We start from the raw sequence: 22,747 nt of genomic DNA, 5'->3' as shown, positions 1-22,747 counted from the left end.
CGCCTATGACACGGCGGGCGGCGTTGATCAAACGCCGTCCGCCATGGCTCGTTTCGAGCAGTCTCGGCAGCGGCGGACGTCCTACTGCGAGCGATCCGAGGTCCAGCCCTTGTACTCGGCGACGTTGTCCCTGGTCACGAGCTTGGACGGCAGGAGCTCGACGGTGGAGGCCGGCTTCTGGCCGTTGAGAATGCCGACGCCGACCTGCACGGCCCGCCGCGCCATGAAGAACGGATCCTGCGAAGCCGAGGCCTGGATCTGCGGCGACTGCGGATCTTTCAGCGCCGCCTCGATATCGGGCGCGCCATCGACTGCAGTGATGATGATGCCCGTGCGGTTCTGCTGTCGCGCCGCAAGATCGCTGCCGATCGCCTGCGGATCGTTGATGGCGAAGATGGCATCGATCTTCGGGAAGCGCGTCAGATAGCCCTGCGCCACGTTGAGCCCGCCTTCGCGCGAGCCCTTGCCGTCCTGGTCGCTGGACAGCACCTTGATGCCGGGATTCTTCGAGAAGACGTTCTTGCAGCCGACGACGCGGTCGATCACGGCGGAGACCTGCGGCCCGTTCTCGATGATGACGTCGCCCTTGCCTCCCAATTTGTCGACGATGTACTGGCAGGAGATCTCGCCGGCCTGCACGTTGTTGGTCGTCACGGTGGCATCGGCGCCTTCGGCCGCGGTGTCGACCGCGACGACAACGATGCCTGCCGCCTGCGCCTTCTTGATCGCCGGCCCGATCGCCTTGGGATCACCCGGGTTCAGTAGGATCAGATCGACGCCGGCGGCAATGAAATTGTCGATCTGGGTGACCTGCTTGCCGAGATCGTATTCGAAGCCGACCGTCGTGATCTTCACATTGGGGTTGGTCTTCTTCGCCTCGAACTCGGCGCCCTTCGACAGCGCGACGAAGAACGGGTTGCCCATCGATCCCAGCGAGACGCCGATCGACTTGAGCTCCTTGGCGCAGGACGGCGCGGTGCCTAGGGCAAGCGCCATGGCAGCGCCGGCGAGCATGATGGTCTTCAACATTGGTATCCTCCCTGGTCTGTCTTCATCCCCGGCACGGCAGACCAGTTGCCGCAACGGAACGTCGCATCACGTTCTGGCCGACCCTTGCAGGCGGTAGCGGTCGAGCGCCACGGCGCCGATGATGACGAGGCCCTTGATCACATATTGCCAGATGTCGGAGACGCCGATCAGGATCAGCCCGTTCGACAGCACGGCGATGATCAACGCGCCGACCAGCGTGCCCCAGATCGATCCGATGCCACCGACGAACGAGGTGCCGCCCAGGATCACGGCGGTGATCGCGTCGAGCTCATAGGACTGGCCGAGCTGCAGACCGTTGGCCGCATAGAGGCGCGCCGCCTGCATGGCGCCGCCGAGCCCCGCGAACAACCCCGAGACGCCGTAGACGAAGATCAGCACGGCCCAGACCTTGATGCCGGCAAGCCGTGCCGCGCTTTCATTGCCGCCCACCGCATAGATGTGCACGCCGAGCACGGTCCGGCGCAGCACCAGCCAGGAGACGAGGATGACGAGTAAGGCGATCACCGACAGCCACGGGATCGACGCAACGCCGGGGACCAGCGTCAGCGAGCCGTTGCCGATGAACGCATAGGGAATCGAGGGATTGAACACGGTGGTGTCGGCGCCGAGCAGCCGCGCCAGGCCGCGCACGGCGGTGAGCGAGCCGAGCGTGACGATGAAGGGCGGGAGCCGCAGGAGCGCAATCAGCGCACCGTTGACGAGGCCGAAGCCAAGGCCGGTGACGAGCGCGGCCGGCAGCCACAGCATGCCGAGCTCCGGCAGCTTGGAGAGCGTCAACCCGGCCATCGCCGAGGCCGCCAGGATCGAGCCGACCGAGAGGTCGATGCCCCCGGTGAGGATGACGAAGGTCATGCCAGCGGCGAGCACGGTGTTCACCGCGGCCTGCTGCAGCACGATGCCGAGATTTTGTCCGGTGAAGAAGCGCCCCTCGGACAGCATGTGGAAGCCGATGCAGAGAACCAGCAGCACCGGCAGCATGCCGAGCGCGCTGATCAGCATTCTCACCCGCTGACGCCTCGTCTCCGCAGCGGCACCGTTGGTCGTCGTCGAGACGGCACTGGCCTTCGAAGCACCGTTGTCAGGCATCGAGATGCTCCATCCCCGTGGCAAGCGCCATGATGTCTTCCTGCGCCAGCGGTGAATGCGGGCCACGCGTGACCTCGCCGGCGATGTGGCCGGCACGCATCACGACGACGCGGTCGCAGATGCCGATGATCTCGGGCAGATCGGACGAGATGACGAGGATCGCGGTGCCGGCCTTGGCCAGATTGTCGATGATCGAATAGATCTCCGACTTGGCGCCGACGTCGACGCCGCGCGTCGGCTCGTCGAGGATCAACACCTTCGGCGCAATGGCGAGAAGCCGCGACAGCAGCACCTTCTGCTGGTTGCCGCCGGACAGGCCCCCTGCGGCGACGCCGACATTGGCGGCGCGGATGCTGAGCCCTGCGAAGGCTCGTTCGGCCCGCTCGCGCGCCTTGTCGCGATCCAGGACCCAGCCGAGCTTCGCATCGCGCCCGAGCACGGCGAGATTGATGTTGTCCAGGCACGACATGTCGAGAAACAGGCCGAGCGCCTTCCTGTCTTCCGTCAGGTAAGCGATGCCGGCCTCGAGCGCCTCGCCCGGCGTGCGGATGTCGATCGGGCGTCCCTCGAGCTCGAGACGGCCGGCAGTCCTGGGCGCCGCGCCGATGATGAGATGCGCAAGCTCGGTCCGGCCGGCACCGATCAGGCCGGCGAGCCCCACCACCTCGCCTGCATGCACGGTGAGCGAGCAGCCCTTGACGCGGCGTCCGTCAGCCATATCGCTCGCCGCGAGCACCGGATGTCCGCGTCCCGCTTCGGCATCGTGCTCCTTCTTGTAGAACGAGGAAACATCGCGCCCGACCATCATGCGGACGATGGTATCGGCGCGGATGCCCTGCTTGTCGAGCGAGCCGACCAGCCGGCCGTCGCGCAGCACGGTGACACGGTCGCCGAGCGCGTAGACCTCGTCCATGCGATGCGAGATGTAGATAATGGCGAGCCCCTCGGAGCGAAGCTGGCGGATCAGCGCGAACAGCCGCTCGCTTTCGGCCGCCGACAACGAGGTGGTTGGCTCGTCCATGATCAGGATCTTTGATCTCGCGTGCAGCGCGCGGGCGATCTCGACCAGTTGCCGCTGGCCCATCGACAGGTGCGCCACCAGCGTCGATGGCAGGAAGTCTGCGCCCAGCCGCTTCAGGATCGGCCCGACGCCTTCACGCATCGCGCCGCGGGCCAGCAAGCCTGCATGCGATAGCTCCCGTCCCAGATAGATATTTTCGGCAACGCTGAGATTGGGAGCCAGTGACAGTTCCTGATAGATGATGGAGATGCCCGCCGCACGACCGCCGAGCGGACCTTCGATCCGGACCGGATGTCCCTCGATGCGGATCTCGCCGCCGGCATCAGGCCGGTAGGCGCCGGACAGGATCTTCATCAGCGTCGACTTTCCGGCGCCGTTCTCTCCCATCAAAGCATGGATTTCGCCGGCATAGACGGTGAGATCGACGGCACGCAGCGCCTTGATGCCGAAGAAGGATTTCGAGACCCCGCGCATCTCGAGGATCGGATCGTCCATCGTGCCTCCCGACGCACAATGCGTTTCCTACCCGCGTCTCAATCGGTTTCTCAGCGCGGTTCACGCATTAAACAAAAGGCTGCGGCGCAGGGCAATACCGAAGACACGGGAAGGCAACATCGAAGCGGCACTAGTGGCGCGGCCGATACAGTTCGCGCCAGGCGGGAAGCCGGTCGGCATAAGCATCGACCAGCCCGGCGTCGGGTTCAAAGGTCTCGATGCGCTGCGGCCGCGTGCATACGGCGGCGACCGCCTCACCGGTGACAGCAAGCCGCCCCAATCTCGCCGCACCGAACGCCGCGCCGGTTTCACCTCCGGCAAAACGATGGACCGGAACATTCAGCACGCTCGCCAGCACCGAGAGCCAGAACGGGGACCGCGAACCACCGCCGATGGCGTCGGCCTCCGCGATCGCGATGCCGGCATCAGCGAGCACGTCGCGGCAATCGGCGAGCGCGAAGGCAACGCCTTCGAGCACCGCCTGCACGATCGTCCCGCGATCGGTGCCATGGCTCAAGCCATCGAGCATGCCGCGGACGAGGGGATCGTCATGCGGCGTCCGCTCGCCGGCAAGATAAGGCAGGAAGCTCACCGGTGACGGTGCCCGCGGGTGCGATCCAAGCGGCGCCAGCAGCTCGGCCTCGCTGGCGCCGAGAAGGCGCGCGATCCAGGCGAGGCAGGAGGCGGCCGAGAGAATTGCACCGGCCTGAATCCACATGCCGGGAACGGCGTGACAGAACGTATGCACCGCGCGATCCGGGTTGGCGGCGATGGCGCTGGTCGGCGCCAGCAAGGCACCGGAAGTTCCCAACGACACGAACGCGGTTCCCGGCCGGATCGCGCCGATGCCGACGGCGCCCGCCGGATTGTCGCCGGCGCCGCCCGCGATCACCGGCCGCCTGCGCATGCCCCAACGCAGCGCGAGCTCGCCGCGCAGCGTCGATGCGGGCGCACATCCCTCGACCAGGCGCGGCATGTGACCGCGCGACAGGCCGGTCGCCGCCAGCGCGGCCTCCGACCAGTCTCGGCGCGCGGCGTCGAGCCAGAGCGATCCCGATGCATCCGACACGTCCTCGACGGCCTCGCCTGATAGCACCAGGCGCAAATAGGCCTTTGGCAGCAGAACGAGCTTGGTCGCCGCGAATATTTCAGGCTCGTGCGCCGCGATCCACAGCAGCTTCGGCGCGGTGAAACCGGGCATCGCCTTGTTGCCCGTCGTCGCACGCAAGGCGGGCCAGCGTCGTTCCAGAATGCGACACTCCGCGGCAGCACGTCCGTCGTTCCAGAGGATGCAGGGCCGGAGCGGCTTCCCGCTCGCATCGAGCAGCGTGGCGCCATGCATCTGGCCGGATAGTCCGATGCCTTCGACGGCCGCCAACGCAGCGGCATGGCTCGCCTTCAGAGCGTCCAGCGTGGCAAAGGTCGCTTCAATCCACTGCGCGGGCTCCTGCTCATAACAGCCTGATAGCGGCGAGGCCGTCGCAAGCGGGCGGCTCTCGCTTGCGATCACGCGCTGGGCATCGTCGACGAGAACGGTCTTGACCGCGGAGGTCCCGAGATCGATGCCGAGATACATGGATGCTCTCCGCTCACTTGGTCGCGTCGATCCAGATTCCGGGCTCCGAATGCTCCCGAATGTGGCTGACGAGGAAGTCGGAAAAGACCCTGATCTTGGCCGGCAGCCTGACGCGGTTCTGATAGGCGATGTTCATCGTGAGCAGCGGCAGCTCCCAGTCCCTCAGGACGGGCACCAGCCGGCCGGCCGCGATGTCGCTCTGCACAATGTAGAGCGGCTGAATCAGGATGCCGAGCCCTGCGCGCGCCGCGCCACAGATGATCTGGCCGTCATTGCTGTCGAGCGTCGGCGCGATCCGAACCGTCTGCGTCGTGCTGCCCTTGCTCAACCGCAGCGAATAGGGATCGTTGGCGAGATTGTAGATCAGCATGTTGTGACGGGCGAGATCGGCGGGATGCTCGGGCCGGCCGTGCTTCTCCAGATAGGAGGGAGCCGCCGCGAGCACGCGGTGCATCTGGCCGATGCGGCGGACGACGATGTTGGAATCCGGCTCGTGCTCGCGCGTGCGGATCGCCACATCGATGCCGGCTTCGATGAAATCCAGATAGCGGTTGGCGCTGATGATCTGCACGCTGAGATCAGGATAGAGCGCGCGGAAGGCCGGCAGCATCGGCGCGAGATAGATCATCGCGAAGGACAGCGAAGACGTTACGCGCAGCATGCCCTTCGGCGACAGCGCGCGGTCGGAGACGGCGTCCTCGGCTTCGGCGAGCTCGTTCAGCAGCGTGCTGCAGCGCTGCAACAGCTCCTGCCCTGCCTCGGTGAGCCATTGCCGGCGCGTGTTGCGTTCGATCAGCCGGACCGCAAGCCGCTCCTCCAGCGCGCTGAGATGCCGGCTGGCGGCCGCGTTCGACATCCGCAGCATTTCGGCGGCCTTGGAAAGACTGCCGAGCTCGGCGGTTTTGGAGAAGACTTCGAGTTGGAGCAGCCGGTCCATTTTTGCGCAAAGAGGAAAAGAGACTTACGAAGATTGGCCTTTATTTCCGTTTTCCGCAAGGCAAAATGCCCCCAACAAAGCACAATGGCAGGCGAGGAAATCAGGAAATGTCGGGCCCGATCAGGCACATCGTGATGTGGCGGCTGCGCGGGGAGACCCCCGAGGAGCGCTCCGCCGCCCGGCTGAAGGTCAAGACCCTGTTCGAGGGCCTCAAGGGCCGGATCGACGGCCTCACCCACATCGAGGTCGGCATGGACGTCAGTGCGGTCGACTATGCCTGCGATGTGGTGCTGTTCTCGGAGTTCACCAACCAGGCGGCGCTCAGCGCCTATGCCAATCATCCGGAGCACCTGCGCGTCCGCGAGGCGCTGGGCGACTTGCGGATCGGACGCTTCCAGGTCGATTATCCCATCAAAGAGACCGGCGCATGATCGGTACGTTCACCTTTGAAAACCTGCCCTGCCGCGTCGTGTTCGGCAGCGGAACCCTGGCATCGGCCAAAGCCGAGGTGGAGCGGCTCGGCGGCAAGCGCGCGCTGGTGTTGACGACGCCGCAGCAGGAGGCACAAGGTAAGAGCCTCGGTGCCGCGCTCGGCCCGCTCTATGCCGGCATTTTTCCGGGCGCCACGATGCATACGCCGGTCGATGTCACCGAGCGCGCGCTCGCGGCGATGAAGGCATGCGAGGCCGATTGCGTCGTCTCGCTCGGCGGCGGCTCGACTACAGGCCTCGGCAAGGCGCTGGCCTTGCGCACCGGCGTCAATCAGCTCTGCATTCCCACCACCTATGCCGGCTCGGAGATGACGCCGATCGTCGGCCAGACGGAGAACGGCCTCAAGACCACGGTGCGCGATGCGGCCGTGCTGCCGGAGACCGTGATCTACGATGTCGATCTGACATTGACGCTGCCGGTTGGTCTCGCGGCGACCTCAGGCATCAATGCGATCGCGCATGCTGTCGAGGCCCTCTATGCCCGCGACACCAATCCCGTGACATCGCTGATGGCGGAGGAAGGCATCCGTGCGCTGGCGCGCGCCCTTCCCGCGATCAGCGTCAAGAGCGATGATCGCGAAGCCCGCACCGAAGCCCTTTACGGCGCCTGGCTATGCGGCGTCTGCCTCGGCACCGTCGGCATGGCGCTGCATCACAAGCTCTGCCATACGCTGGGCGGCACGTTTGACCTGCCGCATGCGGAGACCCATACGATCGTGCTGCCGCATGCGCTGGCCTACAATGCGCCGGCCGTACCCGAGGCGATGGCGCGCATTTCGCGCGCGATTGGCGCTGCCGATGCGTCGCAGGGTCTCTACGATCTCGCCAAACGGCTGGGCGCGAAGCTGGCGCTGCGCGACGTCGGCATGCCCGAGAGCGGCATCGACAAGGCGGCGGATCTCGCCGTCACCAATGCCTACTGGAACCCACGCCCGCTGGAGCGCAATGCCATCCGCGACCTGATCGCGCGCGCCTGGGCCGGCCAGCCGCCCGTTACCATCAAAGCGGCGGCGTGAGATGATGCGACGCACGCTGATCAGATCGGCCACCGTCATCAGCATGGATGACGCGATCGGCGATCTTCCGACCGGCGACGTGCTGGTCGAGGGCAGCCGCATCGTCGACGTACGGCCGTCGATCGACGTCGCGGCCGACACAGAGATCGTCGATGGCACGGGCCGCATCGTCATTCCCGGCTTGATCAACGCGCACATGCACACCTGGCAGACCGGCTTGCGCGGCTTCGCCGCCAACTGGACGCTGCTGGAATATTTCCGCCGCATGCATGCGGGCCTTGCCACCGTGTTCCGGCCCGAGGACATCCACATCGCGACGCTCGTCGGCGCGCTGAACCAGATCAACCATGGCGTCACCACGCTGGTCGATTGGTGTCACAACAATCCGACGCCCGATCACACCGACGCGGCCGTGCGCGGCCTGATCGAGAGCGGCATCCGCGCCGCCTTCTTCCATGGCTCTCCGAAGCCGGAGCCGAAACCAGGCGAGCCGCATTTCTCGGAAGTGCCGCATCCGCGCCGCGAGGTCGAGCGGCTGCTGGGGGGGCCCCTCGCCGATCGCGACGGCCTGGTCACGCTGGGACTTGCGATCCTCGGACCCCATTATTCGACACTGGACGTCGCCATGCACGATTTCCGCCTGGCGCGGGAGCTCAATCTGATCGCATCGATGCATCAGGGCGGCGGACCGGCCAAGACGCCCGGCGGCTGGGAGAAGCTGATCGAGGCCGGCCTCGTCGGCGCCGGCATCAACATCGTTCATGGCAACGATCTGCCCGACGACCTGCTCGATCACCTCGTCGACCTCGGCGTCTCGTTCTCCGTCACGCCGGAGAACGAGATGATCCAGGGCCACGGCTTTCCGATCACCGGACGGCTGCTCAAGCGCGGCGTGCGCCCGACCATCGGCATCGATCTCGAATCGGTGCTGGCCGGCGACCTCCTCTCGGTCGCCCGCGTTGCATTGTCGATGCAGCGAGCGCTCGACAACGCGGAATCGCGCAAAGCGAACGGTACCATTCCGGCGACGACCACGATTCCCGTCCGCGAGGCGCTGCGCTGGGTCACCACCGAAGGCGCCCGCATGCTCGGCCGCGAGCGCCAGATCGGTTCACTCTCGCCGGGCAAGCTCGCCGACCTCGTCCTCATCAACGCCTCCGATCTCAATCTCCATCCGGTGCACGATCCCGTCGCGACGGTGGTGATGCAGACAAGCCTTGCCAATATCGAGGCCGTCATGATCGGCGGTACCTGGAAGAAGCGGAACGGCAAGCTACTCGTCGAAGGGCTGCAGACGAAGAAGGAGCTGCTGGTGCAATCCGGCCGGCGGCTGGTACGGGACATCGAACGACAAGGACGCGCCGCCTGAAGGCGCCAACGGACAACGACAATGACAGACGCTACGAAGAATGTTGCTTTCATCGGGATCGGCAAGATGGGCCTCCCGATGTCGGTGCTCGTCGCCAAGGCCGGTTACGCCGTCACCGCGTTCGACCAGAGCGCGGTGCGGATCAGCGAGGCGCGTACGCAAGGCATTTCTATCGCCGCCTCGCCCGCCGAGGCCGTGAGCGGCAAAGCGGCGGTGATCACCTCCCTGCCCGATGACGCCGCCCTGCGCGGCGCGCTGCTCGGTCCCGCCGGCCTGATCGCGGCGATGGCGCTTGGGGCCGTGTTGATCGAAACCAGCACCGTCAGCGTCGAGGCTTCCAGCGAGGTTGCTGCCGCGGCGCAGGCACGCGGCATCGCCTATCTGCGCTCGCCGGTCTCCGGCAATGCCAGCATCGTCCACACCGGCGCGCTGACCTGCTTCGTCTCGGGGCCGAAGGACGCGTTCGAGACCGCAAAGCCGCTGTTCGCCGCCTTCACCCGTGCCCAGACCTATCTCGGCCCCGCCGAAGAAGCGCGCTACGCAAAGCTCTCGGTCAACCTGATGATCGCGGTGTCGGCCGCGATGATGGCGGAGAGCCTGGCGCTGGCCCGCAAGGGCGGCATCGCCTGGCAGGACATCCTGAAGGTGCTCGACGACAGCGCGGTGGCTTCGCCCATGGTGAAGTACAAGACCGCGCCGCTGCGGACGCGAGACTTCGAGTCCACCTTCTCCTGCAAGCAGATGGCCAAGGACCTCGATCTCATCCTGGGTGCCGGCCATTCGGTCGGCGTGCCGCTGCAACTCGCCGCGCAAGTGCGGGAGACCTATGGCTCGCTGGTGGCGCAGGGCGATGGCGAGGCCGACTTCATCGCGACCGTCAAGCATCTCGAGCGGCTGTCCGGCCTCGGCGAACCGAAACTCTGATCGTGGAGATACATATGCGTAACTTCAACGAGAACACGATCACGGACGCGGTGCTGGAGCGGATCGCGGGCGCCACCGATCCGCGCATCAAAGAGGTCAGCGAAGCCTTGGTGCGCCACCTTCACGCCTTCGTCCGCGAGGTGCGCCCGACCCAGAAGGAATGGGAGTACGGCATCGATTTCCTGACCCGCACCGGCCACATGTGCGATGACAAGCGCCAGGAGTTCATCCTGCTCTCGGACACGCTCGGTGTCTCCATGCTGGTCGACGCCATCAACCATCCGGTGCCGGAAGGCGCGACCGAAACCACGGTGCTCGGCCCGTTCTTCGTCCAGGCCGCGCCTGAAAAGGACAGCGGCGCCGATATCTCCGGCCCGATGGAAGGCGATCCGATGCTGGTCACCGGCTCGGTCTCGACCGTCGACGGCAAGCCGCTGGCGAGCGCCGTCGTCGACGTGTGGCACTCCGACGACCACGGCTATTACGACGTGCAGCAGCTCGACGAGATCGGCGATCTCGCGATGCGCGCGCGCTTCCACACCGATGCCAACGGCCGCTTCCATTTCTGGTCGATCAAGCCGGCCGCCTATCCGATCCCGCATGACGGTCCGGTCGGCGAGATGCTGGAGGCGCAGGGCCGCCATCCCTGGCGCCCTGCACATGTGCATTTCATGATCTCAGCGCCCGGCTTCGAGCAGCTGGTGACCCACGTGTTCGTTGCCGGCGACCAGTATCTCGACAGCGACGTGGTGTTCGGCGTCAAGGACAGCCTAATCCGCGAATTCACGAGGCATCCCGCCGGCCGTGCGCCGGATGGTCGCATGGTGGACAGCGAGTATTTTCACCTCAACTATGATTTCGGCCTGAAGCAGGTTGCGAGCAGCGCAAGAGCCGCCTAAGCCGATCGACGACGCCGCGGACCGACAAGAGTCCGGCAACAGGGAGCAGACGGGAGTTTTGGGATGGGACCTCGTGTCAGCACGAGCATATTGGCCGACCGCCTCACCGGCATGATCGGCCCGCGCGCGAGCGTAGCGCGCGGCGTGCTCGACCAGCATGGGCAGAGCGAATCGCATTATCGCAATCTGCCGCCCGACATCGTCGTGTTCCCCGAGACGACACAGGAGGTCGCCGAGATCGTCAAGCTCTGTGCGGGCGCGGGCATGCCGATCGTCCCGTTCGGCGCCGGAACCTCGCTCGAAGGCAATGCGGCCGCGGTCGCCGGCGGCGTCTGCTTCGATTTCGCGCGCATGAACAAGGTGCTCAGCGTGCATGACAGCGACATGGATGTCGTCGTGCAGCCCGGCATCACCCGCAAGCAGCTCAATGCGGAGCTGCGCAACACCGGACTGTTCTTTCCGATCGATCCCGGCGCCGACGCCTCGATCGGCGGCATGACCTCGACGCGCGCCTCCGGCACCATGGCGGTTCGCTACGGCACCATGAAGGACAATGTCATGGCGCTGGAGGTGGTGCTGGCCGACGGCCGCGTGATCCGCACCGCGAAACGCGCGCGGAAGTCGGCGGCGGGCTATGATTTGACGCGCATGTTCGTCGGCGCGGAAGGCACGCTCGGCGTCATCACCGAGATCACGCTGAAGGTGCATCCCGTGCCGCAGGCGATCTCGGCTGCGGTCTGCAGTTTCGATACCCTGCACGATGCCGTCGACACCGCGATCTCCGTGATCCAGTCCGCGATCCCCGTGGCGCGCATCGAGCTGCTCGACGACGTGATGATGCGCGGCATCAACGCCTACGCCAAGCTCGGCTATCGCGAGGCCCCGACCCTGTTCTTCGAATTCCACGGCTCCGAAAACTCCGTCGCCGAGCAGGCCGAGGCGGCGCAGGCGATCGCCGCCGATCATGGCGGCCACGGCTTTGCCTGGGCCAAGGCCCCAGAAGACCGCAGCCGGCTCTGGCACGCCCGCGACAACACGCTCTATGCCGGCCTCGGCCTGCGGCCCGGCGCACGCGCGGTGATTACCGACGTCTGCGTACCGATCTCGCGGCTGGCGGAATGCCTGACCCAGACGCGGCGCGATGCGGACGAGCACGGCTTCACCGCGCCGATCGTCGGCCATGTCGGCGATGGCAATTTTCATATGCTGATCCTGATCGACCCCTTGAAACAGGAGGAGACCGAGGGCGCCAAGGCGTTGCAGGCCCGCATGGTCGCCCGCGCCATCGCCATGGACGGCACCTGCACCGGCGAGCACGGCATCGGGCTCGGCAAGATCGACTACCTCACCGACGAGCTCGGTGACGCCGTCGACGTGATGCGATCGATCAAGACCGCGCTCGATCCGAACGGCTTGATGAACCCCGGAAAGATCTTTGCAGGCGGAGCCAAGACATGAGTGAGATGGCATGAGCGACGCGCTCCCGATCGAGGTCACCTCGCCCACGCCGCTGCTGGAGCTGCGCGGCATCAGCAAGGCGTTTCCGGGCGTCAAGGCGCTGGATGACGTGTCCTTTGCCGTCTACCCCGGCGAAGTCCACATGCTGCTCGGCGAGAACGGCGCCGGAAAATCGAGCCTGATGAAAGTGCTGTGCGGCGCCTATCGTGCCGATGCCGGCGAGTTCTATTACGAGGGCGAGAAGGTCGCGATCTCCTCGACCGCGGATGCGCAGAAGCTCGGCATTGCCGTGATCTTCCAGGAATTCTCGCTGGTTCCCTATCTCGACATCGCCCAGAACATCTTCCTCGGCCGCGAGCCGAAAGGCCGCATCCCCGGCACCATCGACCGCCGCAGGATCCTGGCCGAGGCCAAGCGCGTGCTTGACACGATCGGCTTCGACATCGATCCCTCCACCACGGTCGACAAGCTCGGCGTGGCGCAGCAGCAGATGGTCGAGATCGCGAAAGCAATCAGCCAGAACGCACGCATCCTCGTGATGGACGAGCCGACCGCGGCGCTGTCCGATCGCGAGACCGAGCTGCTGTTCGCGCTGATCGCGCGGCTCAAGGCCGATGGCGTGTCGATCGTCTACATCTCGCACCGCATGGCCGAGGTGTTCGCGCTCGGCGACCGCATCACGGTGCTGCGTGACGGCCGCCGCATCGACGGCGTCAAGCCCGCCGATGTCACACCGGACCAACTGGTGCGCATGATGGTCGGCCGCAACGTCGACATGACCTATCCGCGCAATTTTGCCGATAAGCCCGGCGAAGTACTGCTCGAGGTCAAGGGCCTCTCGGCCGCGACGGGCATCTCCGACATCAACATCGAGGTCCGCCGCGGCGAGATCGTCGGCCTGTGCGGCCTGGTCGGCTCCGGCCGCAGCGAGGTGGCGCGCGCCATCTTCGGCGCCGATCCCGTGACATCGGGCGAGATCATCTTCGAGGGCAAGAGCATCTCCGGCGAGCCTGATCTCGCCGCCCGCCGCGGCATTGCGCTGATCCCGGAGAGCCGCAAGAGCGAAGGTCTCGCGCTGCTCCGCTCGGTTGGCGATAATTTGGTCGTGTCGGCGCTGAAAAAGCTGTTCCCGAGCGGCCTGTTCGACCAGCGCAGCGCGCAGCGCACCTCGGACGCTCTGATCCGGCAGTTGCGGATCGCGACGCCGAGCGCGCGGCAGACCGTGGGCCTGCTTTCGGGCGGCAACCAGCAGAAGGTCGTGATCGGCAAATGGCTGGCGGCCGGCTCGAAGCTCTTCATCTTCGACGAGCCGACGCGCGGCATCGACATCGGCGCCAAGTCCGAGATTTTTACCCTGATCGACCGGCTCGTCGCGGAGGGCGCGGCCGCGCTCATGATCTCGTCCGAACAGGTCGAGATCTGCCATGTCTGCGACCGCGCCTATGTGATGCGCGAGGGACGCATCGCCGGGCATCTGACCCGCAATGAATTGACCGAGGAGAACATCGTGCGACTGGGGATGCATCATGCGTGAAGCCGCGGTCGTATCACAACCCAATCCACTGCAGCGCATCCCCGGCGTCGCCATCGTGCTGGTGCTGCTGATCGCGCTGTTCAGCGCCATTGCGCCCGGCTTCCTGTCGGCCGCCAACCTCTCCAACGTGCTGGTGCAGTCGACCATCCTGACCATGCTCGCGCTGCCGATGACCTTGATCATCATGACCGAGGGGCTGGACCTGTCGATGGGCGCGGTGCTGACACTGACCTCGCTCTGCGTCGCGATCGTGTCGCTCGCGACCAAGTCGATGCTGCTCGGCCTCGGCGCCGGCCTCGTTGTCGGCGCGGCGTTCGGCGTCGCCAACGGCTGGCTGGTCGCGATCCTCGGTATCCCGCCCTTCGTCGCGACGCTCGGCACGCTCGGCATGGCGCAAGGCCTGTCGCTGATCGTCAGCGACGGCCAGAGCGTGGTCGGAATTCCCCACAGCGTGCGCGACATCTATTCGGCGACGCTGCTCGGCGTTCCCGTGCCGATCGTGATGGCGCTGGTGACCTACGCGGCGTTCCACGGCCTGCTCTATCACACCCGCTTCGGCACCTACATCTTTGCGCTCGGCGGCAATCGCGAGGCGCTGCGCTATGCCGGCCTTTCGCCCAACAAGCTGCTGATCGCGGTCTACGCGATCGGCGGCGCCATGGCCGGCATCGCGGGTCTGCTGATGACCGCGCGAATGAATTCCGGCCACCCGACCGCGGGCCTCGGCCTCGAATTCGACGCCATCGCTGCAGTCGCGGTCGGCGGCACCTCATTCGAGCGCGGCAATGGCTGGCTGCTCGGCACCCTGCTCGGCGTCCTCTCCGTCGGCGTGCTGCGCAACGGCCTGAACCTGATCTCGCTGCCGTCCTCGGTGCAGGTCGCAAGCGTCGGCGTCCTCGTCATCGTTGCCCTGTTCCTCGACGGCCTCAGGAGCCGCGCATGACCGACATCACCAAGGACGCCATCGCACCGCCCCGCTCGTTCCTGTCGCAGGACGCGATCCAGCTGTTCTATCGCCTGCTCGCGGCGCTCCTGATCTGTGCGCTGCTCGCCGTGCTCAGCGATTCCTTCCTGAGCCTCGGCAACATCCTCAATGTGCTGAGGCAAGCGAGCCTGACCTTCTTCATCGCCTCCGGCCTGACGCTGGTGGTGCTCACGGCCGGCCTCGATCTCTCCGTCGGCGCCAATGTCGCGCTGTCGGCCTGCATTGCCGGCACCGTGATCCACAAGACCGGCTCGCCGGCGCTCGGCATCCTCACCGGCCTTGCCTGCGGCGGCATCGTCGGCCTCCTCAACGGCATCATGGTCACCGCGCTGCGCATCCCCTCCTTCATCGCCACCTACGGCATGCTCTGGGTGCTGAACGGCCTGACTTATTGGTACATGGCGGGCGAGACCCTGCACGGCTTCCCCGCGGGCTTCCGCCAGATCGGCAGCGGATATCTGTTCGGCCTGCCCATTCCGGTCTATCTGCTGCTGGTCTTCCTCGGCATCGGCACGTTGTTCGCACAGCGCACGATCTGGGGGCAGGAGATCTATGCGATCGGCGCCAATCCGGTCGCCGCCCGCCTCTCCGGCATTCCCGTTGCGCGGCGCCTGCTGCTGGTCTACGCGGTCTCGGGCACCATGGCGGGGCTCGCCTCGATCATCTTCCTGTCGCGGCTCAATTCGGCCGAGGCCGATATCGGCGAAAGCCTGACGCTGCCGGCGATCGCGGCCGTGCTGATCGGCGGCACCTCGCTGTTCGGCGGCGTCGGCACCGTGTTCGGCACCTTCATCGGCGCGCTGATCCTGACGCTGGTGCTGAACGGCATGAACTTGCTCTCGGTCAGCGCCAACTGGCAGCCGCTGGTCACGGGCATCATCGTCATTCTCGCGGTCTGGCTCGACATGAAGACCCGCCGCCGCGCGCAATGAGTTTTTCAACAATCCAACAAGCAAAATGAGGGATGGAGGCACGATGAAACAGAAACTTGGCTATCTGGCGCTGCCGCTGCTGATGGCGGCTGCGTTCACGACTGGAGCGCGCGCCGACGGCGAGACCATCGCCGTCTTCACCAAGAACCAGACCAACCCGTTCTTCCAGACGGTGCGGGTCGGCGCCGACAACATGGCGAAGTCGCTGAACGCGAAGACGCTGCAATACATCCCGACCAAGCCCGACTCGATCCCCGAGCAGCTCAGCCAGATCGAGGACGTCGTGGTGAAGAAGCCGAGCGCGATCGTGTTCACGCCGGTTGATTACAAGGCGATGGTGCCGGGCGTCGAGAAGATCAATGAGGCCAAGATCCCCGTCGTCAACATCACCGACCGCTCGGCGGGCGGAAAATTCCTGTCCTTCGTCGGCGCCGACGATTACAGCCTGGGGCTGGAGACCGCGCGCTTCCTGCTCAAGACGCTGGGCGGCAAGGGCAACATCGTCATCATCGAGGGCGTCAAGGGCTCGTTGACAAACGTCGACCGCGTCCGCGGCTTCAACGACGCGCTGAAGGAGGCCCCGGGCGCCAAGCTCTTGGCCTCGCAGCCCGGCAACTACCAGCGGCTCCAGGCGCTCCAGGTCATGGAGAACCTGATGCAGTCGAATTCGCAGATCGACGGCGTGCTCGCGGCCAACGACGCCATGGCGATCGGCGCGATCGAGGCGCTCGACGGAGCGAACCGGAAAGCGCAAGTAATCGGCATCAACGGCACCAAGGAAGCCATCGACGCGATCAAGTCAGGCAAGCTGCTCGCGAGCGGCGACTACAACGGATTTGCGCAAGGCTGCCTCGGCACCATGATGGCGATCCGCTCCTTGCGCAACCAGCCTGTCATCAGCGAGATCGTGCTGAAACCGACCGTCATCACCAAGGACAACTACCAGCCGTTCGACGTTCCGCTGGAGCAGCGCACCTGCCCGACGTTCGAGGACGCGGGCAAGCTCGGCGCCAAATAGACCAACCAATCACCGCAAATACCGGGCGGCCGCGCTCGCGGCCGTCCTGAGAACATGGAGACACCATGCTGTTCGCCATCCACGCCGTCGACCGCGCCGGCGCGCTGCCGACCCGGCTCGCCAATTACGACGCCCACAAGGCCTTCCTGAGCGACACCTCGTCCTTCGGCGTCAAGATCGTGATGTCGGGGCCGCTGGTCTCCGACGATGGCCAGACCATGATCGGCAGCCTGTTCCTGATCGAGGCGCCGGGCCGCAGCGAGGTCGAAGCCTTCAACCGCGCCGATCCCTTTGCCGCGGCGGGCATCTGGGAGAAAGTCACGATCACCGGCTTCCTGCGCCGGCAGGGCTAGAGCATGATCCGGAAAAGTGCGAAGCGGTTTTCCGGAAAGATCATGCGTAAACAACAACCTAAAGCGCGATGATGATTCATCCAAATCTCATCGCGCTTTAAAGCCCCTCTACTTCTTCCGCAAGGTGACAAGCCGCCCACTGCTCGGGTCCGATCGCGCGCAGCGTCGGCTCCTCGGTGCGGCAGCGGTCGAAGACGAGCGGGCAGCGGGTGTGGAAGCGGCATCCCTTCGGCGGATTGATCGGGCTCGGCACGTCACCGCCGAGGATGATGGGATTGCGCTTCGCGCCGGGCTCAGGCAGCGGCACCGCCGAGAGCAGCGCCCTCGTATAGGGATGTTTTGGCGCGGCAAATATCTCGCGGCGCGGCGCCACCTCGACGATCTTGCCGAGATACATCACCGCGACGCGGTGCGTCATGTGCTCGACGATGGCGAGATCATGGCTGATGAACAGCAGCGCCAGGCCGAATTTCTGCTGGAGGTCCTGGAGCAAGTTGACGATCTGTGCCTTGACCGAGACGTCGAGCGCCGAGACTGCCTCGTCGCAGACGATCAACTCGGGCTCGGCCGCGAGCGCCCGGGCAATGCCGATGCGCTGGCGCTGGCCGCCCGAGAATTCGTGCGGCCGGCGGTTCAGCGCCTCGCGCGGCAGGCGCACCGTGTCCATCAGCGCGGTGACGCGGACTTCGAGATCCTCCGCGGATTTGGCTAAGCCGAAATTACGGATCGGCTCGGCGAGAATGTCGCGCACGCGCATGCGCGGATTGAGGCTCGAGAATGGATCCTGGAACACCACCTGCACCCGGCGGCGCATCTGACGCATCGTGCTCGGATGCGCGTCGTCGATGCGCTGGCCGTCGAGGATCACCTGCCCTGCGGTGATGTCGAACAACCGCAAAATGGCACGGCCGACCGTCGACTTGCCGCAGCCGGACTCGCCGACCAGCGACAGCGTCTCGCCGCGCGCGATCTCGAATGACACGCCGTCGACCGCATAGACGAACTCGGACTTGCGGCCGAACAGGCCGGTCTTGATCGGAAAATGCTTCTTGAGGTCGTTGACCTGGAGCAACGGAACACTCATGCCGCGACCGCTCCCTTGGCGGCGTAGTGGCAGGCCGCTATGTGGCGCGGGCCTTTCTCTTCCAGGCCCGGCGCATATTGCCGGCACAGATCGGTGGCGAGCGCGCATCGCCCGGCAAAGACGCAGCCAATGATCGGCTTGCGAAGGTCAGGCACCTGTCCGGGAATCTCGGCGAGCCGCGTCGCAGTGCCTGCGAGCGAGGAGCCGAGTTTCGGCACCGCACCTAACAGGCCCTGCGTATAGGGATGCCGCGGAGAGCGGAACAGCTCCGCCACCGGCGCCTCCTCGACCTTGCGGCCGGCATACATGACCATGACGCGCTCGGCAATCTCGGCGACGACGCCGAGGTCGTGGGTGATCAGGATGATGGCCGCGCCGACCCGGCGCTTGAGATCCAGCATCAGCTTCAGGATCTGCGCCTGGATCGTCACGTCGAGCGCGGTGGTCGGCTCATCCGCGATCAGGAGCTTTGGATTGCAGGCGAGCGCAATCGCGATCATCACGCGCTGGCGCATGCCGCCGGAGAGCTGATGCGGATATTCGCGCACGCGCCGCTTCGGCTCGGGAATGCCGACCAGCGTCAGCATCTCGATCGCGTGCGCCTCGGCGGCCTGCTTGTCGAGGCCCTGATGGATCATCAAGGTCTCGCGGATTTGGCGGCCGACGGTCAGCACCGGATTGAGGCTCGTCATCGGCTCCTGGAAAATCATCGAGATGTCGTTGCCGCGGATGGCGCGCATCTCGCGATCCGAGAGCTCGAGGAGATTCTTACCGGCGAAGCGGATGGCGCCTGCGATCCTGCCGGGCGGCTCCGGGATCAGGCGCATCAGCGACATCGAGGTCACCGACTTGCCGCAGCCGGACTCGCCGACGATGGCCAGCGTCTCGCCCTCGTTGACGTGGAAGGACATCCCGTCCACGGCGCGGTTGATGCCGCTCGGGGTGCGGAAGTGGGTTTGCAGATTCTCGACCTCTAACAACGCCATCGCACGCAGCCCCGGGATATCAGAGACGCTTGGCCATGCGCGGATCGAGCGCATCGCGAAGGCCGTCGCCGAGCAAATTCACGGCGAGCACGGTGACCGACAGGAAGGCCGCCGGGAAGAACACGATATAGGGCTTGACCTGCCACAGCGCGCGACCTTCCGCCATGATGTTGCCCCAGGACGGAATGGTGGGCGGCGTGCCGGCGCCGATGAAGGACAGGATCGCCTCGGTGATCATGGCGCTGGCGCAGATGTAGGTCGCCTGGACCAGCATCGGCGCCACCGTGTTGGGCAGGATGTGGCGCAGGATGATCATCGGCGTGCGCGTGCCGCAGGCGACAGCAGCGTCCACATAGGGTTGCTCGCGCAGCGACAGCACCACGCTGCGGACGAGACGCGAGACGCGCGGGATCTCGGCGATGGTGATCGCGAGGATGACGTTGCCGACGCTGCCGCGCGTCAGCGCCATCAGCGCGATCGCGAGCAGGATCGGCGGGATCGACATCAACCCGTCCATGAAGCGCATCAAAATGCCGTCGGCCCAGCGGATGAAGCCCGAGACCATGCCGATGGCAAGACCTGCCGCGGATGCGAAGATCGCGACCGACAGGCCGACCGTGAGCGAGACCCGCGCGCCGAACAGCACGCGCGAATAGATGTCGCGGCCGAGCACGTCGGTGCCGAACCAGAAATCGGCCGACGGCGCCCGCGTGCGTTTTGCAGGCGCCAGCGCGGTCGGGTCGACCGTGCCGAGATGAGGTGCGAACACCGCGATCAGGACGAGCAGCAGCAGCAGCGCGCCGCCGATCGCAACGGTGGGATGGCCGCGCAAGAGGCCGATGAAACCTCGCCGGATCGTGACCGGGCGCAGGATCTCCGGCAGCTGCGGCGCGAGGACGAGTCCGGCCGGAAGTGATTGCGGATTGACGGTGGTGTCGGTCAATAGCGGATCCTCGGGTCAACGAGCGTATAAATGACGTCGATCATCAGGTTGACGAGGACATAGACGAAGCTGAACAGCAGCACGATGCCCTGGATCACCGGATAGTCGCGGCGAAGGATCGCGTCGATCGTGAGCCGGCCGAGCCCGGGAATCGCGAACACGCTTTCCGTGACCACTGCGCCGCCGATCAGCAGCGCGATGCCGATCCCGATCACGGTCACGATCGGCACCGCCGCGTTCTTCAGCGCGTGAATGAACAGGATGCCACCCTGCCCGAGGCCCTTGGCACGCGCCGTGCGGATATAGTCCTGCTGCAACACTTCGAGCATGGCGGCGCGGGTGATGCGCGCGACCAGCGCGATGTAGACGCAGCCGAGCGCAACCGCCGGCAGAATCAGGTTCTCCAGCCACGGCCAGAAGCCCTGGTTGAGCGGCGTATAGCCCTGCACCGGAAGCCATTCCAGCTCGAGCGCGAAGATGTAGGCGAGCATGTAGCCGACCACGAACACCGGCAGCGAGAAACCGAATACGGCAAAACCCATGATCGCGCGATCGATCAGGCTGCCGGCCTTCCACGCCGCCACCACGCCGAGCGGCACCGCCACCAGGACGGTGAGCAGCAGCGTGACGATCATCAGCGACAGCGTCGGTCCGAGACGCTGCCCGATCATCGCCGAGACCGGCAGATTGGTGAAGATCGAGGTGCCGAGATCGCCATGCAGGATGCGCCAGACCCAGCTCCCGAACTGGATCAGGAACGGGCGGTCGAGGCCGAGGCTCTGGCGGATGCGCTCCACATCCTCCGGGCTCGCCTGGTCGCCTGCGATCACCACGGCGGGATCACCCGGCGCGATGTACAGCAGGCTGAACACGAACAGCGCGACGATTGCCATCACCGGCAAGGTCGCGACGATGCGACGGAGGATGTAGGAGAGCATCTGGCCTCAGCGCGCGATCATGCGGACTTCGACACACCCCAGAAGAACGGCAGCGGCCCCTTGGTGATGCCGGAGACGTTCTTGCGCCATGCCGTGTAGCTCAGGAAGAAACCGGTCGGGGCATAGACGACGTCATCGAGCGCCGCCTTGTTGAGGCGACCGATGGCGGCCTTCTCCTCGTCGAGGTTCTTGGCCTCGAACCAGGACGCGACCTCCTTCTCGGTGCCGGGGCTGTTCGGCCAGCCGAACCAGGCCTTGTCGCCATTGGCGCGAATGGCGGTGTAGGGCGCCGGATTGATGCAGTCCGCGCCCGCATGCCAGGTGTGGAACATGTTCCAGCCGCCCTGTCCGGGAGGTGTCTTCTGCGCGCGGCGCGAGCCGACCGTGCCCCAATCGGTCGCGACGAAATCGACATTCATGCCGAGCTTCTTGAGCAGGTCGGCCGTGACGTCTCCCTGCGCTTTCGTGATCGGCTGGTCCTGCGCCACGAGGCACGTCACCGGCTGGCCGGAATATCCGCTCTCGGCGAGCAGCTTCTTGGCAGCGTCGAAATCGCGCTTGCCCTTCAGGATTTCGCCACCCGCCTCGGAATAGAGCGGCGTATCCGGCGTAAAGAATCCGGGCAGCGGCTTCCACAGCGCCGTGTCGTCGCCGACGATCGCGCGCATGTAGTCTTCCTGGCTCAGCGCCATCAGCACCGCGCGCCGCGCCCGCACGTCGTTGAAGGGCGCAAAGAGATGGTTCATGCGGAACGAGCCGACATTGCCGAGCGGATCGCCGATATCGACGCTGATGTTCTTGTTCTTCTTCAGGACCGGAACGAGATCGGCGATCGGGCTTTCCCACCAGTCGACCTCGCCATTCTGCAACGCCGCGGCAGCGGTGGCCGGATCCGGCATCACGATCCATTCGATGCGATCGATCATCATCTGCTTGCCGCCCGCGAGCCAGGACGCCTTCTCCTGGCGCGGCACGTAGTCCGCGAACTTCTCGAACACAGCCTTGGCGCCCGGCACCCACTCGCCTTTGGCGAACTTCATCGGCCCGGAGCCGACATAATCGGTGATCTGCTTGAACGGATCGGTCTGCGCGATGCGCTCCGGCATGATGAAGCCGCAGGGCGAGTTGTTCTTGGCAAGCGCGTACAGCATCTTCGGGTAGGGCTGCTTCAGGATCCACTTGAAGGTGCGGTCGTCAACCGCCGTCAACTCCTGCTGGAGCGCCTTGATCATCAATCCCATTGGATCGCGCGCCGCCCAGCGGGTGAGACTTGCAACGACGTCTTTGCTCAGCACCGGCTCGCCGTCGTGGAATTTGAGGCCCGGCCGCAGCTTGAACGTCCAGGTCGTGCCGTCGTCCGTCACTTCCTCGGATTCGACCATCTGCCGTTGCGGCTGGAGCGAGGAATCAATGCCGTAGAGCGTATCCCAGACCAGCGCCGCGGCGTTACGCACGACATATTGCGTGCCCCAGATCGGGTCGAAATTGGCGAGATTGGCCTGGGGCACGAAACGCAGGGTGCGCGCCGCGGCGCTCTGGGCGATCGCGGGGGCCGACAGGCCCGTCAATGCCAGACCGCCCGCGCCAGCCAGTCCCTTCAATACGGTCCTGCGATCCATGAAGTCCTCCCAGTAATGCCGTGATGCCAGCTT

Annotated in this window: 21 protein-coding genes; 11 read left to right on the top strand and 10 right to left on the bottom strand. The window is 65.7% G+C overall.

The genetic code is table 11. The annotated features are described in order from the left end of the window. Positions 1-81 precede the first annotated feature (81 nt). The 5 genes from AC5V87_RS14695 to AC5V87_RS14675 all read right to left on the bottom strand — a co-directional run bounded on the left by AC5V87_RS14695 (position 82) and on the right by AC5V87_RS14675 (position 6,165). Positions 82-1,029, bottom strand: coding sequence for an ABC transporter substrate-binding protein (locus tag AC5V87_RS14695; protein ID WP_495371407.1), 948 nt, complete (start codon positions 1,027-1,029; stop codon positions 82-84). A 66-nt stretch (positions 1,030-1,095) separates the two neighbouring features. After that, positions 1,096-2,136, bottom strand: a complete 1,041-nt coding sequence (locus AC5V87_RS14690; RefSeq protein WP_495371406.1) for an ABC transporter permease subunit — start codon at positions 2,134-2,136, stop codon at positions 1,096-1,098. Continuing rightward, entirely contained in the window at positions 2,129-3,652 is a 1,524-nt protein-coding gene (locus AC5V87_RS14685; RefSeq protein ID WP_495371405.1) for a sugar ABC transporter ATP-binding protein, read from the bottom strand. Before AC5V87_RS14685 ends, AC5V87_RS14690 begins: the two co-directional genes overlap by 8 nt. Positions 3,653-3,782: 130 nt before the next feature. Next, positions 3,783-5,228, bottom strand: a complete 1,446-nt coding sequence (gene xylB, locus AC5V87_RS14680) for a xylulokinase (RefSeq protein ID WP_456839413.1) — start codon at positions 5,226-5,228, stop codon at positions 3,783-3,785. A 13-nt stretch (positions 5,229-5,241) separates the two neighbouring features. Further along, positions 5,242-6,165 carry a LysR family transcriptional regulator gene (locus tag AC5V87_RS14675; protein ID WP_456839414.1) on the bottom strand — a complete coding sequence of 308 codons (924 nt, stop codon included), beginning with the start codon at positions 6,163-6,165 and terminating at the stop codon, positions 5,242-5,244. 107 nt (positions 6,166-6,272) lie between these two features. Here AC5V87_RS14675 and AC5V87_RS14670 point away from each other — a divergent pair, with 107 nt between their 5' ends. From AC5V87_RS14670 to AC5V87_RS14620, 11 genes are all read left to right on the top strand, one after another. Continuing rightward, positions 6,273-6,596, top strand: coding sequence for a Dabb family protein (locus AC5V87_RS14670; protein WP_027559005.1), 324 nt, complete (start codon positions 6,273-6,275; stop codon positions 6,594-6,596). Further along, the gene (locus AC5V87_RS14665; protein WP_456839415.1) at positions 6,593-7,672 is read left to right on the top strand and encodes a maleylacetate reductase; all 1,080 of its coding nucleotides are present in this window, start codon (positions 6,593-6,595) and stop codon (positions 7,670-7,672) included. The genes AC5V87_RS14670 and AC5V87_RS14665 overlap by 4 nt, the downstream gene beginning before the upstream one ends. Positions 7,673-7,676: 4 nt before the next feature. Further along, positions 7,677-9,041, top strand: coding sequence for an amidohydrolase family protein (locus tag AC5V87_RS14660; protein ID WP_495371896.1), 1,365 nt, complete (start codon positions 7,677-7,679; stop codon positions 9,039-9,041). A 21-nt stretch (positions 9,042-9,062) separates the two neighbouring features. Continuing rightward, positions 9,063-9,965 carry an NAD(P)-dependent oxidoreductase gene (locus AC5V87_RS14655; protein ID WP_495371404.1) on the top strand — a complete coding sequence of 301 codons (903 nt, stop codon included), beginning with the start codon at positions 9,063-9,065 and terminating at the stop codon, positions 9,963-9,965. Positions 9,966-9,979: 14 nt separating this feature from the next. After that, positions 9,980-10,864, top strand: a complete 885-nt coding sequence (locus AC5V87_RS14650; RefSeq protein WP_495371403.1) for an intradiol ring-cleavage dioxygenase — start codon at positions 9,980-9,982, stop codon at positions 10,862-10,864. 63 nt (positions 10,865-10,927) lie between these two features. Further along, positions 10,928-12,322, top strand: coding sequence for an FAD-linked oxidase C-terminal domain-containing protein (locus tag AC5V87_RS14645; protein ID WP_456839418.1), 1,395 nt, complete (start codon positions 10,928-10,930; stop codon positions 12,320-12,322). Between the two features lie 10 nt (positions 12,323-12,332). Beyond that, complete coding sequence (locus AC5V87_RS14640; RefSeq protein WP_495371402.1) at positions 12,333-13,856, top strand: sugar ABC transporter ATP-binding protein; 1,524 nt, start codon at positions 12,333-12,335, stop codon at positions 13,854-13,856. Continuing rightward, positions 13,849-14,799 (top strand): ABC transporter permease, encoded by a 951-nt coding sequence (locus AC5V87_RS14635; protein WP_495371401.1) that lies wholly within the window; start codon positions 13,849-13,851, stop codon positions 14,797-14,799. The genes AC5V87_RS14640 and AC5V87_RS14635 overlap by 8 nt, the downstream gene beginning before the upstream one ends. After that, positions 14,796-15,773 (top strand): ABC transporter permease, encoded by a 978-nt coding sequence (locus AC5V87_RS14630; RefSeq protein WP_495371400.1) that lies wholly within the window; start codon positions 14,796-14,798, stop codon positions 15,771-15,773. The genes AC5V87_RS14635 and AC5V87_RS14630 overlap by 4 nt, the downstream gene beginning before the upstream one ends. A 43-nt stretch (positions 15,774-15,816) precedes the next feature. Beyond that, positions 15,817-16,791 carry a sugar ABC transporter substrate-binding protein gene (locus tag AC5V87_RS14625; protein ID WP_495371399.1) on the top strand — a complete coding sequence of 325 codons (975 nt, stop codon included), beginning with the start codon at positions 15,817-15,819 and terminating at the stop codon, positions 16,789-16,791. 65 nt (positions 16,792-16,856) lie between these two features. Further along, positions 16,857-17,144 (top strand): YciI family protein, encoded by a 288-nt coding sequence (locus tag AC5V87_RS14620; RefSeq protein ID WP_456839422.1) that lies wholly within the window; start codon positions 16,857-16,859, stop codon positions 17,142-17,144. Between the two features lie 97 nt (positions 17,145-17,241). On the opposite strand, the gene AC5V87_RS14615 is transcribed toward AC5V87_RS14620, so the two are convergent. The 5 genes from AC5V87_RS14615 to AC5V87_RS14595 are packed head-to-tail and all read right to left on the bottom strand — an operon-like array spanning position 17,242 to position 22,714. Further along, positions 17,242-18,228 (bottom strand): ABC transporter ATP-binding protein, encoded by a 987-nt coding sequence (locus AC5V87_RS14615; RefSeq protein WP_456839423.1) that lies wholly within the window; start codon positions 18,226-18,228, stop codon positions 17,242-17,244. Continuing rightward, positions 18,225-19,214 (bottom strand): ABC transporter ATP-binding protein, encoded by a 990-nt coding sequence (locus tag AC5V87_RS14610; RefSeq protein ID WP_456839424.1) that lies wholly within the window; start codon positions 19,212-19,214, stop codon positions 18,225-18,227. Before AC5V87_RS14610 ends, AC5V87_RS14615 begins: the two co-directional genes overlap by 4 nt. A gap of 19 nt (positions 19,215-19,233) precedes the next feature. Then, positions 19,234-20,157, bottom strand: coding sequence for an ABC transporter permease (locus tag AC5V87_RS14605; RefSeq protein ID WP_456839425.1), 924 nt, complete (start codon positions 20,155-20,157; stop codon positions 19,234-19,236). Beyond that, positions 20,154-21,095: an ABC transporter permease gene (locus AC5V87_RS14600; RefSeq protein WP_495371398.1), complete on the bottom strand. Its 942-nt coding sequence runs from the start codon at positions 21,093-21,095 to the stop codon at positions 20,154-20,156. The genes AC5V87_RS14605 and AC5V87_RS14600 overlap by 4 nt, the downstream gene beginning before the upstream one ends. A gap of 17 nt (positions 21,096-21,112) precedes the next feature. Then, positions 21,113-22,714 carry an ABC transporter substrate-binding protein gene (locus tag AC5V87_RS14595; protein ID WP_495371397.1) on the bottom strand — a complete coding sequence of 534 codons (1,602 nt, stop codon included), beginning with the start codon at positions 22,712-22,714 and terminating at the stop codon, positions 21,113-21,115. Between the last annotated feature and the right edge of the window lie 33 nt (positions 22,715-22,747).

The sequence above is a fragment of the Bradyrhizobium sp. SOJA106 genome (assembly GCF_059448745.1).
The sequence above is the reverse complement of the archived record's forward strand: the minus strand, read 5'-3'. Positions and strand labels throughout refer to the sequence as shown.

Excerpts from the sequence above, each read along its gene's own strand:
- AC5V87_RS14695 (WP_495371407.1), bottom strand. The coding sequence starts at position 1,029 with ATGTTGAAGACCATCATGCTCGCCGGCGCTGCCATGGCGCTTGCCCTA.
- AC5V87_RS14690 (WP_495371406.1), bottom strand. The coding sequence starts at position 2,136 with ATGCCTGACAACGGTGCTTCGAAGGCCAGTGCCGTCTCGACGACGACC.
- AC5V87_RS14685 (WP_495371405.1), bottom strand. The coding sequence starts at position 3,652 with ATGGACGATCCGATCCTCGAGATGCGCGGGGTCTCGAAATCCTTCTTC.
- xylB (WP_456839413.1), bottom strand. The coding sequence starts at position 5,228 with ATGTATCTCGGCATCGATCTCGGGACCTCCGCGGTCAAGACCGTTCTC.
- AC5V87_RS14675 (WP_456839414.1), bottom strand. The coding sequence starts at position 6,165 with ATGGACCGGCTGCTCCAACTCGAAGTCTTCTCCAAAACCGCCGAGCTC.
- AC5V87_RS14670 (WP_027559005.1), top strand. The coding sequence starts at position 6,273 with ATGTCGGGCCCGATCAGGCACATCGTGATGTGGCGGCTGCGCGGGGAG.
- AC5V87_RS14665 (WP_456839415.1), top strand. The coding sequence starts at position 6,593 with ATGATCGGTACGTTCACCTTTGAAAACCTGCCCTGCCGCGTCGTGTTC.
- AC5V87_RS14660 (WP_495371896.1), top strand. The coding sequence starts at position 7,677 with ATGCGACGCACGCTGATCAGATCGGCCACCGTCATCAGCATGGATGAC.
- AC5V87_RS14655 (WP_495371404.1), top strand. The coding sequence starts at position 9,063 with ATGACAGACGCTACGAAGAATGTTGCTTTCATCGGGATCGGCAAGATG.
- AC5V87_RS14650 (WP_495371403.1), top strand. The coding sequence starts at position 9,980 with ATGCGTAACTTCAACGAGAACACGATCACGGACGCGGTGCTGGAGCGG.
- AC5V87_RS14645 (WP_456839418.1), top strand. The coding sequence starts at position 10,928 with ATGGGACCTCGTGTCAGCACGAGCATATTGGCCGACCGCCTCACCGGC.
- AC5V87_RS14640 (WP_495371402.1), top strand. The coding sequence starts at position 12,333 with ATGAGCGACGCGCTCCCGATCGAGGTCACCTCGCCCACGCCGCTGCTG.
- AC5V87_RS14635 (WP_495371401.1), top strand. The coding sequence starts at position 13,849 with ATGCGTGAAGCCGCGGTCGTATCACAACCCAATCCACTGCAGCGCATC.
- AC5V87_RS14630 (WP_495371400.1), top strand. The coding sequence starts at position 14,796 with ATGACCGACATCACCAAGGACGCCATCGCACCGCCCCGCTCGTTCCTG.
- AC5V87_RS14625 (WP_495371399.1), top strand. The coding sequence starts at position 15,817 with ATGAAACAGAAACTTGGCTATCTGGCGCTGCCGCTGCTGATGGCGGCT.
- AC5V87_RS14620 (WP_456839422.1), top strand. The coding sequence starts at position 16,857 with ATGCTGTTCGCCATCCACGCCGTCGACCGCGCCGGCGCGCTGCCGACC.
- AC5V87_RS14615 (WP_456839423.1), bottom strand. The coding sequence starts at position 18,228 with ATGAGTGTTCCGTTGCTCCAGGTCAACGACCTCAAGAAGCATTTTCCG.
- AC5V87_RS14610 (WP_456839424.1), bottom strand. The coding sequence starts at position 19,214 with ATGGCGTTGTTAGAGGTCGAGAATCTGCAAACCCACTTCCGCACCCCG.
- AC5V87_RS14600 (WP_495371398.1), bottom strand. The coding sequence starts at position 21,095 with ATGCTCTCCTACATCCTCCGTCGCATCGTCGCGACCTTGCCGGTGATG.
- AC5V87_RS14595 (WP_495371397.1), bottom strand. The coding sequence starts at position 22,714 with ATGGATCGCAGGACCGTATTGAAGGGACTGGCTGGCGCGGGCGGTCTG.